Origin of the sequence: Streptomyces sp. B5E4, assembly GCF_039871555.1 — a bacterium.
GTDB lineage: Bacteria > Actinomycetota > Actinomycetes > Streptomycetales > Streptomycetaceae > Streptomyces.
Window position 1 is genome coordinate 15385 of sequence record NZ_JBDPMI010000025.1, and the last position, 12382, is coordinate 27766.

Here is a 12382-nt window from a genome sequence, read left to right on the forward strand (position 1 = left end):
ACTCGCCCGCTCCGGCGCCCGCCCGCAGGCCCGTCGTGCCTGCGACGGGCGCCGCACAGGGTGCTGTCGCCACGGGCCCTGGCAACCCACTCGGACGGGGGACCGCCGCCGTATAGTTCGCCCATGCGCGTGTACGTCCCCCTGACCCTGCCCGGCCTGGCGCGGGCGCACGAGGCCGGTGAGCTGGGCCCGGCGCCGCTGGTGGCCTACGCCGTGACCCCGGCGCTGCGCGAGTGGTACCTCTCGGACAACCTCGAAGAGCTGGAGTACGCGGCCCTCACCCGCGCCGCCCAGGCGTCGCTGCGGCTGCTGGCGATCGCCCCCGCCCCCGGCGCCCCGCCGCGCCGGGTCGTGGTCGCGGCGGAGTTGCCCGACGGCGCCGCGGCGGCCGACCCCGATCGGGGGATGGACCCCGCCGCGATCGGCGAGGTGCGTGTCCCCGCGGCCGTGCCGCTGAAGCTGGCGGCGGCGGTGCACGTGGACGCGGACGACGCGGCGGCGGACGTCGCCGCGGCCGTGGCCGCCCTCGGCGCCGCGGACGCCGGGGACGACGACGCCCGGTTCACGGTCGACGGCGCGGAGGACCACGAACTGCTCTGGTACGGCGTCCAGGAGATCGGGAACCTCGTCGGCTGAGCGGCCCGGCCGGCTCGACCGCCCGGTTGTCAGACCGGCCGGTTACCGTTCTGGAGTGCGTACACACCTCGTCTGGGACTGGAACGGCACCCTCTTCCACGACATCCAGGCGGTGATCGAGGCGACGAACGCCTCCTTCACCGAGCTGGGCCTGCCCCCGATCACGCTGGAGCGCTATCGCGATCTGTACTGCGTTCCGGTGCCGCGGTTCTACGAGCGGCTGATGGGCCGGCTGCCGACGGCCGAGGAGTGGGAGGTCATGGACGAGGCCTTCCACCGGCACTACTGGGTGCGGGCCGAGGCCGCCGCCCTCGCCGAGGGCGCGGCGGAGCTGCTGGCGCAGCGGCGGGCCGCGGGGCAGACGCAGTCGCTGTGCTCCCTGGCGCCGCACGAGCAACTGCTGCCGATGGTGCGTTCGCACGGCATCGCGGACCACTTCGTGCGGATCGACGGCCGCACCGGCCCGTCCGACGGCGGGAAGGCGACGCACATGGTGCGCCACCTCGGCGCGCTCCAGGGCATAGACCCGGCCCGAACGGTCGTCATCGGGGACGCGGTGGACGACGCCACGGCCGCGCGGCACGCGGGTGTACGCGCCGTGCTGTACACCGGCGGTTCGCACAGTCGCGCGAGCCTGGAGGCCGCGGGCGTCCCGGTGGTGGACAGCCTGGCGGAGGCGGTCGCGGCGGCGGACGAACTGGGCGCCTGACGACGCCCGGCAGCCCGTCCGGCACCGGGCTCCACCCCTCGCTCGTACGCCCCCAAGGTGACGTTCGCCACCCCGCGGCACACCGGACCCAACCGGGCCATACGGAAGGCTTTAGTCCAGGTGAAGGACGTTCCGCAGGCTGGAGAAGCTGTGCGGATCGTCAAAGAACGGGGGCTGTGTTTGTACACATTCGGCCGTGGACGGCGCCTGGCCCCAAGGGGATAGCCTGGTGGCGTGATCAGCCCGATATCTCATGGGGGCGACGGAGGCGGGGCCCGCGGGGCCACCACCGCGCCCCTCCCGGCATCGGTCGGCGCCGGGGACCCCGACCGGGGGACGGCTGATCGGCGAAACCGGTGCCGCCGCCCGATGATGGCCGGAAGCGGACCGGTGCGTTTCCCGTTCCGGCACGATGCCGCGCAGGGCCCGGAGGCATCCGGGCCGCGGTGCCGTGCCCGCTCGTCAGCAGGGCCGGGGAGCACTCCCGGGCCCACGAGAACCGTCACGCAACGGCGCGCGACAGGAGCCTGAGGACCATGCAGATCAAGCTGGCTGAAGCCAAGAACGAGCTGCTCGCGCGCGCGGCGCGGGCGGACGGGACGGGCGAGGGGGGATTGCCTCCCGAGACCCTCGACGCGTACCTCCAGCGCTATTACCTGCACACCGCGCCCGAGGATCTGCTCGGCCGTGACCCGGTCGACGTCTTCGGCGCCGCGCTCTCCCACTACCGCCTGGCCCAGAACCGTCCGCAGGGCACCGCCAACGTGCGCGTGCACACGCCCACGGTCGAGGAGAACGGCTGGACGTCCAGTCACAGTGTCGTCGAAGTAGTCATGGACGATATGCCGTTTTTGGTGGACTCCGTCACCAATGAGCTGTCTCGTCAGGGGCGCGGCATTCATCTGGTGATCCACCCGCAGATCGTCGTCCGCCGGGACGTCACCGGCCGGCTGCTGGAAGTACTGGACGCCGGCCGCGACCCGAACGCCTCGCCGCCGTACGCGCGCGGCCTCGAAGACCTGCCGCACGACGCCGTCATCGAGTCCTGGATCCACGTGGAGATCGACCGAGAGTCGGACCGCGCGGACCTCAAGCAGATCACCGCCGACCTGCTGCGGGTGCTGTCGGACGCACGCGAGGCCGTCGAGGACTGGCAGAAGATGCGCGACTCCGCCCTGCGCATCGCCGACGACCTCGACGAGGAGCCGCTGCCGGACGACATGCCCACGCAGGAGGTCGAGGAGGCCCGGGAGCTGCTGCGCTGGCTCGCCGCCGACCACTTCACCTTCCTGGGCTACCGGGAGTACCGCCTGACGGTCAACAGCGACGGCGAGGAGCTGACCGCCGTCCCCGGCACCGGCCTCGGCATCCTGCGCGCCGACCCGTCGCACGCCGCGTTCGGCAAGGACAACGGCAGGCCGCAGCCCGCCTCCGAGTCCTTCCACCGGCTGCCCGCCGACGTCCGCGCCAAGGCCCGCGAGCACCGCATGCTGGTGCTGACCAAGGCCAACAGCCGCGCCACGGTGCACCGCCCGGCCTACCTCGACTACGTCGGCGTGAAGAAGTTCGACGCCGAGGGCAACGTCGTCGGCGAGCGGCGCTTCCTCGGCCTGTTCTCCTCCGCCGCGTACACCGAGTCCGTACGCCGCGTGCCCGTCGTCCGCCGCAAGGTCGCCGAAGTCCTCAGCCGCGCCGGCTTCACGCCCAACAGCCACGACGGCCGCGACCTGCTGCAGATCCTGGAGACGTACCCGCGCGACGAGCTGTTCCAGATCCCCGTCGCGGAGCTGCAGTCCATCGTCATCAGCGTGCTGTATCTGCAGGAGCGCCGCCGGCTGCGGCTGTTCCTCCGGCAGGAGGAGTACCGGCGCTACTATTCGGCGCTCGTCTACCTGCCGCGCGACCGCTACACCACCTCCGTGCGGCTGCGGCTCGTCGACATCCTCAAGGAGGAGCTGGGCGGTACGTCCGTCGACTTCACCGCCTGGAACACCGAGTCGATCCTGTCCCGGCTGCACTTCGTCGTCCGCGTCGACCCCGGCACCGGGCTGCGCGAGCTGACCGAGACCGACGTCCACCGCATCGAGAACCGCCTCGCGGACGCCTCCCGCTCCTGGAACGACGGCTTCACCGAGGCGCTGATCGCCGAGTTCGGCGAGGAGCGCGCGGCCGAGCTGGCCCACCGCTACGCCGGTGCCTTCCCCGAGGGCTACAAGGAGGACTTCGCGCCCCGCGCGGCCGTCTCCGATCTCCAGCACTTCGAGAAGCTCAGCTCCCGCGGCGGCACCGAGAAGTTCGCCCTCAGCCTGTACGAGCCGGTGGGCGCCGCGCCCAACGAGCGCCGGCTGAAGGTGTACGGGGCGGGCGCGCCGTTCTCGCTGACCCGCGTGCTGCCCGTGCTGCACAACCTCGGCGTCGAGGTCACCGAGGAGCGGCCGTACGTGCTGCGCTGCGCCAGCGTCACCGACGCGTGGGTCTCGGACTTCGGGCTGCTGTTCCCCCCGTCGCAGAACGGCGGCGGTCTGGAGGTCGGCGAGGACGCGCGCGAGCGCTTCCAGGAGACGTTCGCCGCGGTGTGGAACGGCGAGGCGGAGGACGACGGGCTCAACGCCCTCGTGCCCGTCGCCGGGCTGACGTGGCGGCAGGCGATGGTGCTGCGCGCGTACGCCCGCTATCTGCGCCAGGCCGGCTCGAAGTTCAGCCCGGCGTACATGGAGGACACCCTCCGTACCAATGTGCACACCACCCGGCTGCTGGTGAGCCTCTTCGAGGCGCGCATGGCGCCGGAGCGGCAGCACGCCGGGCGGGAGCTGACGGACGGCATCCTGGAGGAGCTGAACGGCGCGCTGGACCAGGTGGCCTCCCTGGACGAGGACCGCATCCTGCGCTCGTTCCTCACCGTCATCCAGGCCACCCTGCGGACCAACTACTTCCAGCACGACGGCGACGGGACCTGGCACTCGTACCTGTCGCTGAAGCTCGACCCGCAGGCCATCCCCGGACTGCCAGAGCCGCGCCCGGAGTACGAGATCTGGGTGTACTCCCCGCGCGTCGAGGGCGTGCACCTGCGTTTCGGCAAGGTCGCGCGCGGCGGGCTGCGCTGGTCCGACCGGCGCGAGGACTTCCGCACCGAGATCCTGGGCCTGGTCAAGGCGCAGGAGGTGAAGAACACCGTCATCGTCCCGGCCGGCGCCAAGGGCGGCTTCGTCGGCAAGCGGCTGCCGGACCCGTCGGCGGACCGGGACGCCTGGCTGGCCGAAGGCATCGCCTGCTACAAGACGTTCATCTACGGCATGCTCGACATCACCGACAACCTCGTCGGCGGCGAGGTCGTGCACCCCAAGAACGTCGTCCGGCACGACGAGGACGACACGTACCTGGTCGTCGCCGCCGACAAGGGCACCGCGACCTTCTCCGACATCGCCAACGAGGTCGCCGTCTCGTACGACTTCTGGCTCGGCGACGCGTTCGCCTCCGGCGGCTCCGCCGGTTACGACCACAAGGGCATGGGCATCACCGCCCGCGGCGCCTGGGAGTCGGTCAAGAGGCACTTCCGCGAGCTGGGCGTGGACTGCCAGACGGAGGACTTCACCGCCGTCGGCATCGGCGACATGTCGGGTGACGTCTTCGGCAACGGGATGCTGCTCAGCGAGCACACCAGGCTGGTCGCCGCCTTCGACCACCGGCACATCATCGTCGATCCCGACCCGGATCCGGCCGTCTCCTACGCCGAGCGCCGCCGGCTCTTCGAGCTGCCGCGCTCCTCCTGGGAGGACTACGACACCCGCAAGCTCTCCGAGGGCGGCGGGGTGTTCTCCCGCAAGGCCAAGGCGATCCCGGTGAACGCCAAGATGCGCCGGGCGCTCGGCATCCGCGACGGCGCCGCGAAGATGACGCCCGCCGAGCTGATGAAGGCGATCCTCCAGGCGCCGGTCGACCTGCTGTGGAACGGCGGCATCGGTACGTATGTGAAGTCCTCGGCGGAGGCGCAGGCCGACGCCGGCGACCGGGCGAACGACGCGATCCGGGTGGACGGCATCGACGTACGGGCCCGGATCGTCGGCGAGGGCGGCAACCTCGGGGCGACGCAGCTCGGCCGGATCGAGTTCGCGCGCTTCGGGGGTCCTGGGGGTACCGCCCACGAGCGCGAAGCGCTCAGTGGGGGAGGCAGGGGCGGCAAGATCAATACCGACGCGATCGACAACAGCGCCGGTGTGGACACGTCCGACCACGAAGTGAACATCAAGATCCTGCTCAACCAGGTCATCGGCGACGGCGACATGACGGTCAAGCAGCGCAACCGGCTGCTGGGGGAGATGACCGACGAGGTCGCCGCGCTGGTGCTGCGCAACAACTACGCGCAGAACACCGCCCTGGCCAACGCCGTCGCACAGGCCCCCAGCCTGCTCCAGGCCCACCACCGGTACATGCGCAAGCTGAGCAAGGAGGGCGCGCTCGACCGGGACCTGGAGTTCCTGCCCGGCGAGAAGCAGATGCGCGAGCGCCTCACCGCGGGGCTGGGCCTCACCCAGCCCGAGCTGGCGGTGCTGCTGGGCTACACGAAGATCACCACGGCGGAGGACCTGGTCGCCACCGGGCTGCCCGACGACCCGTATCTGGAGCGGCTGCTGTTCGCGTACTTCCCGCAGCCGCTGCGCGACCGCTTCCCCGACCAGATCCGCGCGCACGCGCTGCGCCGCGAGATCGTCACCACGGTGCTGGTCAACGACACGGTCAACACGGGCGGTACGACGTTCGTGCACCGGCTGAAGGAGGAGACCGGCGCGTCGACCGAGGAGATCGTACGGGCGCACACCGCGGCCCGCGCGATCTTCCACCTCGGCGACTTCTGGGACGAGGTCGAAACCCTCGACAACCACATCGCGGCCGACGTCCAGACCCGTATCCGGCTGCACTCGCGCCGGCTGGTCGAGCGCGCCACCCGCTGGCTGCTCAACAACCGGCCGCAGCCGCTGCAACTGAGCGAGACGATCGACTTCTTCAGCGAGCGCATCGGGCAGGTCTGGGCGGCGCTGCCGAAGCTGCTGCGCGGCACGGACCTGGAGTGGTACGAGCGCAACCAGAACGAGCTGACCGACAAGGGCGTCCCGGCCGAGCTGGCGCAGCGGGTCGCGACGTTCTCGGCGGCGTTCCCGGCGATGGACATCGTCGCCGTCGCCGACCGCACCGGGCACGAGCCGCTGGACGTCGCGGAGGTGTACTACGACCTCGGCGACCGGCTGCACATCAGCAACCTGATGGACCGCATCGTGGAGCTGCCGCGGGCGGACCGGTGGCAGTCCATGGCCCGCGCGGCGATCCGCGAGGACCTGTACGCGGCGCACGCGCTGCTCACCGCGGCGGTGCTGTCGGCGGAGCCGGAGGCGGAGGGCGAGGCGATCACGCCGGAGCTGCGCTTCAAGACGTGGGAGGAGAAGAACGCGGCGATCCTCGGGCGGGCGCGCAGCACGCTGGAGGAGATCCAGGGGTCGGAGTCGTTCGACCTGGCGAACCTGTCGGTGGCGATGCGGACGATGCGCACGTTGCTGCGGACGAACCGGTAGGAGGGGCGCGGCGCGGGGCGTTGCTCGAAGTCCGGGGCGGGCGAATGACGTAGTTTGTCCCGCATGGGGCAGACAGCCACGGATCAGCGATCGCCGCGCGTCGGCCCCGGTACGGCATCCGTCGTCGCCGCGTACCGCCGCGCCCTTCCCCGCGCCGTTCGCCGCCACCTCGCCGCCCTCACCGCCCCGCACCACGCCGACCGGCTCCGCGCCGCCCTCAAGGCCCGCCGCGAGCAGGCCGCCGCCGAGGCCCCCGGCCGCGTCGTCATCACCGTCGACGGCCGGCCGCGCATCGCGCACCTGCAGCGCTCGCTCTCCCCGGTGCAGGCCCGCCGCGTCGGGGTGCTCGGCGTCACCCGGGCGCTGCGGACCGCGGGCGTCCCGTACTTCGCGGTACGGGGCCGGGCGTGCGGCCCGTCGGTCGTCGCCGTGCCCGCGTCCCAACGCCGCCGGGCGTGCCGGGTGCTGGCACGGCTGTGCCGGGTGCAGCCGGCGTACGTGACGGTGGTGGTCGGGCCGGGCGGAGGTGCGGGGCCGCGGGGCGTCGGCCTCGGGGCCGGCCTCGCGGACGGTGCGGCCGGTGCGCACCCGCGCCTCGTGCCCGGCTACGAGCCGGGCGTCTGGCAGCAGTTGGAGAAGGCCGACGTGCTGCGCGTCACGTGGTACCGCACGGAGCCGGGCCGGCGGCTCGTCATCGGCGCCGACTCCGGCTGCGAGGTCGAGTTCTGGCACGAGGACGCCATCGGCGACCGGCTGATCGCGCCCCGCCCCGGCCGCGTCGCCGACAGCGTCCCGGCCGGCGCCACCGAGGTGAAGATGACGGACCGCGGCTCCTGGGGCTGCGGTAGCCGGCTCACGCTGCGCACCCGCGAGGAGTTCGCGCACCCGCTGCCCGGGGACGTCACGTACCCGATCGACGCCGTGTACACCTGGACGGACCCCGAACTGCGCTACGCGCTGCGCTCCCTCGCGACGTACGCGCCCTGGATCCGCCGCATCCACCTGCTCACCGACGACGGCACGCCGCCGTGGCTGGACACCGCGCACCCGGGGCTCAAGGTCGTCGCCCACCGCGAGGTCTTCGCCGACCCGACCATGCTGCCGACGTCCAATCCGCGCGCCGTCGAGAGCCAACTGCACCACATCGAGGGCCTCGCCGAGCACTTCCTGTACTTCGGCGACCGCCTCTTCCTCGGCACCGAGACCGTCCCCGAGAACTTCTTCCTCGCCAACGGCCTCACGCGGTTCTTCGTCTCGCCCGCGCAGGAGCCGCTACGGCACGCTCCGCACCCGCTGCGGCGCAGCGTGCTGTGCGAGATCGAGCGCGAGTTCGGCGACCGGCACGTGGCGACCGCCGCCCACCGCGACCCCCGCCGCGACGACCTGGCGATCCCGTCGTCGCTTTACCACCACTACGCCGCCCACACCGGCCGCGCGGCCGCCGCCACGCTGCGCCACGCGGACGTGGACCTGGCGGCGCCCGGCGCGGACGCCGCGCTGCGAGGGCTGCTGGCGGCGCGGAACCGGACGGTGATCCGGGTCCGGGGCCAGGGGGCGCCGGGGCTGCTGGGGGCGTTCCTGGAGGCGTACCTCCCGGTGCCGAGCGCGTACGAGCTGCCGGGGTGAGGGCGGCGGAGAGGGCGGCGGTGGGCCGGCTGGACGCCGAGCACCTCACGGTGCTGGACGGGCGGACGCTGAACGTGTGCGTGCGGCTGCCGGCGGGCGGGGCGGGGCGGTCGGGAGCGTGGCTGCGGGTGGGAAGCCGGGCGCTGCGGCTGGAGGTGGCGGGGGAACGGGCGTTCGGGACGTACGTGGTGGAGCCGGGGTCGCCGGATGCGGGCCGGCGGAGGGCCGCGGGGGCGTGGCACGGGCTGGACGTGATCGCGGTGCGGGAGGGGGAGGCGCGGGAGTTGGGCGTGGAGCTGGCGGTGGAGGGCCGGCGGCGGCGCAGGGGCTACGGGCTGCGGGCGCCGGTGGACGCGGGGCCCGCCGAGTGGATTGCGGGCGCGGGGCCCACACGGCTGGATCCGCCGCATCCGGACGGGTGGCGCGTCACGGTCGCGTCGCCGGGGGACGGCTGTGCCGTGGTGCTGCGGGTGGAGCGGTTGCCGCCGCATGTGGAGGTGGACCGGGTGGAGGTGGGCTGGACGGAACTGACGGTCCACGGGCGGGTGGTGGGACCGGCGGATTCCGCAGCGCCGACGGTGGAGCGCCGGCCCGTCCGGCTGCCCCGGCGCCGGGGCGCGGAGGCCGCGGGGCGCGGGCCTCTCGGCCCGGCCCCCGGCGGGGAGTTCGCGTGCGAACTCGTCGGGCGCGGGGAAGCCGGGGGCGTGTGTGCGCTGCCGGTGGCCGCCCGCGGCGGCGGGCGGTTCGTGGCCCGGGTCGGAGGTGCCGAATGGGCACGGGTGGCCGCCTGGAGCGGCGAGCGGGTGTGGGACGTACGGGTACGGGCCGCCGGGTGCCCGGTCGCGCTCCCGGTGGGGCGGCTGCTCGGCGACGTCGTCGACCCCGGGCGCGTACACCGGTTGCCGAACCGTCTGCTCATCGCCGACTCCGGCGACGTCGTCCGGGTCGCCCCGCGCTACACCGCGGCCGGCCGGCTGGTCGTCGTCACCGAGGCCGTGGGGGACGCGGGGGACATCCGGTGAGGATCACGTTCCTGGCGGACCCCGCCGCCGCGGCGGAGGACGGTGTCGTACGGAGCCTCGCGGCCCGGCACGACGTGGAGTTCGCCGCCGGGCCCGACTCCGCCGCCCTGCGTACGCTCGACGCCGACGTCCTCGTCACCGCCGCCTCCGGCCACGCCACCGCCGTCTGCGCCTTCGCCCCCGCCCGCACCCTCACCGTCCACCGCATCCCCCGCCCCGGCGACCCGCCGCCGCCCGGCGCGCCGGAGCTCGACGCGCTGGTCGTCCCGACGGAGGCCGACCGGGCGGCGTACGAGAAGGAGTTGGGCCCGGCGGCGCCGCGCCTTCTGGCCATCCCCGCCGACGCGCACGCCGCCGACCGCTGGCACACGCTCCTGACCGGGCTGGCCGCGCTCCGCGACGACGAACCCCGCCGCCAGCGCGACCGCGCGGACCGCGCGGCCTTCCACCGTGCCGCGACCGCCCCCGCCCGACCGGTCCGCTCCCTGCCGCCGCCCCCCGCGCCGGCGGCGGCGGAGCGGCGGCGGTGGGAGGAGGCGGTACGGGCCGCGGGGAGCGGCGGCGGACGACTCGTGTGGGCCGCAGGGCAGTTGGCCGAGCTGCGCGACGACCTCCTCGCCGCCGACGCGTACGCCGCCAGCCTCCGCCTCGCCGCGGACGCGCTGGAGGCCGCCGATGTCCCGTACGTCCTGTTGCGCGGCCCCGACGACCCCGACGAGACCGGCCCCGGCGACGCCCTCCGCCACCGCCTCGCCGTCGACGCCGGCCTCAGCTCGCGCGCCTGCCGCGCGTTCGCCGGCGCGTACCCCGGCCAGGCCGTCTACGCCGTGTCCCTCCCGCACCGTGCCGTCCCCGTCCCCGCCGAACTGCTCACCGCCACAGCCGCACCACCCGCCCTGCGCCTCTACCGCCCGTACCTCACCTCGGGCCGCACCCTGCGCTACGGCCCCGGCCACGGCTGCGACATCGAGTTCTGGCACCGCCGCCACCGCGGCGGCGCGTACGCCGGCCCGTGCGCCCCCACCGCGCTCGGCGCCACGCTGCCGTCGCTGGCCCCGACCGCCGTGCGGTACGTGGACGACCGCGCGTTCCCCACGCTCCGCGAGTTCGTCACCGAGCCCCGCCCGCCTGTGGACGCCGTCTACACCACCACGGGCCCGGCGCTGCGCTACTCACTCCGCTCCCTCGCGATGTTCGCGCCCTGGATCCGCCACACGTACGTCGTCGCGGAAACCCCGCCGCCCTGGCTGGACACCGCCCGCCCCGGCCTCACCGTCGCCGACCGGCGCCATCCCCCCGACGCTCTCGGCGCGCACGTACTCCCCCTCGCCGCCGACGTGTTCCTCGGCCGCGCCCTGCCCGCCCGGCGCCGCCCCGGCCCGCTGAGCGTCGACGCCGCGGGCGGCCACGAGCCCCGGCGCCTCGACGGACTGTTCGCCCGCCGCGACACCGACGCCTTCCGCCTCTGTCTCGACGGCACACTTCCGCGGGGCGTACACGCGTTCCTGGAGGGGTACTTCCCGGTGCCGTCCCCCTACGAGCGCGCGGGCGCGCGCGGGGAGGGCGTACGGGCGTGAGGATCGTCTTCCTGCTTCCCCGCGCCGACGAGCCCGGCGACCTTCCGCACGCCGTCCTCACCCGCGCCGGCCATCTCGCCGCGCGCCACGACGTCGAGGTCGTCAGCGTCTTCCGCACCCGCGACCGGCCGCCCGCCGCGCTCGACGCCCGCGTCCCGCTGCGCCACCTCGTCGACCGCACCGGCCCCGTCCCCGTACCGCTACGGCCCACCGCCCTCACCGACCGCGTCCGGCAGCAGCTCGCCGCCGCGCCCAGCGCACTCGTCGACCCCGCCCTGGACCCGGACTTCGACGCGCTCACCGACACCGAACTCACCCTCGCCCTGCGCACCCTCGACACCGACGTCCTCGTCACGTCCTCGTCGGCGCTGCCGGCAGCCGCCGCGGACCACACCCCGGCGGGGGTGGTCCGGATCCACGAGTCGCAGGGGGCGGAGGCGTTGCCGGCGGGGGTGGGGGAGTGCGATGCGGTGGTGGTACGGACGGAGGGCGCGCGGCGGCGGCTGGCGGCGGCGCTGGGCGCGGCGGGGCGGGGTCCGGCGGCGCCGCGGACGGTGGCGATCCCGTACCCGGCGCCCGACGGCTTCCGGCCGCGGTCGTCGCGTACGACGCGGACGGCGCTGCTGGCGGGCCCGCTGACACGGGCGGACCACGCGGTCACGGCCTTCGCCGCGGCCTCGCCGGCCGGGTCGGGCTGGCGGCTGCGGGTGTTCGGCGACGGCCCGGAGCTGCGGCGGCTGCGCCCGCGGGTGGCGGAGCTGGGGCTGTACGAGCGGGTGGAACTGCTGGGCCCGAGCCCGCACATGGCGGCGGAGTGGGCCAAGGCGAGCTTCGCGGTGCTGCCGTCGGGGAGCGGCGGGGTGCTGGAGGCGTACGCGGCCGGGGTGCCGGCGATCGCGTACGACGTGGGCGGCGGGGCGGCGGACGTCGTACGGGACGGGGTGGACGGCCTGCTGGTGCCGCCGGACGACGTGGACGCGCTGGCGGGTGCGATGGCGCGGCTGATGGCGGCGGACGCGGAACTGCTGCACCGGCTGGGTACCAACGCACGTGCGGGGACCGCGCGGTTCGCGGCGGAGGAGGTGACGCGGGGGTGGGAGGAGCTGTGCGTGGAACTGCTCGCGGCACGCCGGCGGGTGGTGGGTGCGCAGGCCCGCGGTGCTGCGGGCCGGGGCGGGTGGCGCGCGGCCGGGGTCGAGCGCGCGGGCGTACCGCAGCGCTGACACGGGCGCGGCCCGGTGCGTACGA

General features: G+C 74.5%; 7 protein-coding genes. All 7 read left to right on the forward strand.

Annotation, left to right across the window (positions count from 1 at the left end):
• The first annotated feature begins 123 nt into the window (after positions 1-123).
• Positions 124-636 carry a hypothetical protein gene (locus ABGA99_RS26655; protein ID WP_347580100.1) on the forward strand — a complete coding sequence of 171 codons (513 nt, stop codon included), beginning with the start codon at positions 124-126 and terminating at the stop codon, positions 634-636.
• Between the two features lie 55 nt (positions 637-691).
• The gene (locus tag ABGA99_RS26660; RefSeq protein ID WP_347580099.1) at positions 692-1345 is read left to right on the forward strand and encodes an HAD family hydrolase; all 654 of its coding nucleotides are present in this window, start codon (positions 692-694) and stop codon (positions 1343-1345) included.
• Between the two features lie 536 nt (positions 1346-1881).
• On the forward strand, positions 1882-6909 hold the full coding sequence (locus ABGA99_RS26665) for an NAD-glutamate dehydrogenase (RefSeq protein ID WP_347580098.1): 5028 nt from the start codon (positions 1882-1884) through the stop codon (positions 6907-6909).
• A gap of 63 nt (positions 6910-6972) precedes the next feature.
• Complete coding sequence (locus tag ABGA99_RS26670) at positions 6973-8535, forward strand: stealth conserved region 3 domain-containing protein (RefSeq protein WP_347580097.1); 1563 nt, start codon at positions 6973-6975, stop codon at positions 8533-8535.
• The gene (locus tag ABGA99_RS26675) at positions 8532-9557 is read left to right on the forward strand and encodes a hypothetical protein (RefSeq protein WP_347583595.1); all 1026 of its coding nucleotides are present in this window, start codon (positions 8532-8534) and stop codon (positions 9555-9557) included. The genes ABGA99_RS26670 and ABGA99_RS26675 overlap by 4 nt, the downstream gene beginning before the upstream one ends.
• Positions 9554-11134 (forward strand): hypothetical protein, encoded by a 1581-nt coding sequence (locus ABGA99_RS26680; RefSeq protein WP_347583596.1) that lies wholly within the window; start codon positions 9554-9556, stop codon positions 11132-11134. Before ABGA99_RS26675 ends, ABGA99_RS26680 begins: the two co-directional genes overlap by 4 nt.
• The gene (locus tag ABGA99_RS26685; protein ID WP_347580094.1) at positions 11131-12357 is read left to right on the forward strand and encodes a glycosyltransferase; all 1227 of its coding nucleotides are present in this window, start codon (positions 11131-11133) and stop codon (positions 12355-12357) included. The genes ABGA99_RS26680 and ABGA99_RS26685 overlap by 4 nt, the downstream gene beginning before the upstream one ends.
• The last annotated feature ends 25 nt before the right edge of the window (positions 12358-12382 follow it).

Excerpts from the sequence above, each read along its gene's own strand:
- ABGA99_RS26655 (WP_347580100.1), top strand. The coding sequence starts at position 124 with ATGCGCGTGTACGTCCCCCTGACCCTGCCCGGCCTGGCGCGGGCGCAC.
- ABGA99_RS26665 (WP_347580098.1), top strand. The coding sequence starts at position 1,882 with ATGCAGATCAAGCTGGCTGAAGCCAAGAACGAGCTGCTCGCGCGCGCG.
- ABGA99_RS26670 (WP_347580097.1), top strand. The coding sequence starts at position 6,973 with ATGGGGCAGACAGCCACGGATCAGCGATCGCCGCGCGTCGGCCCCGGT.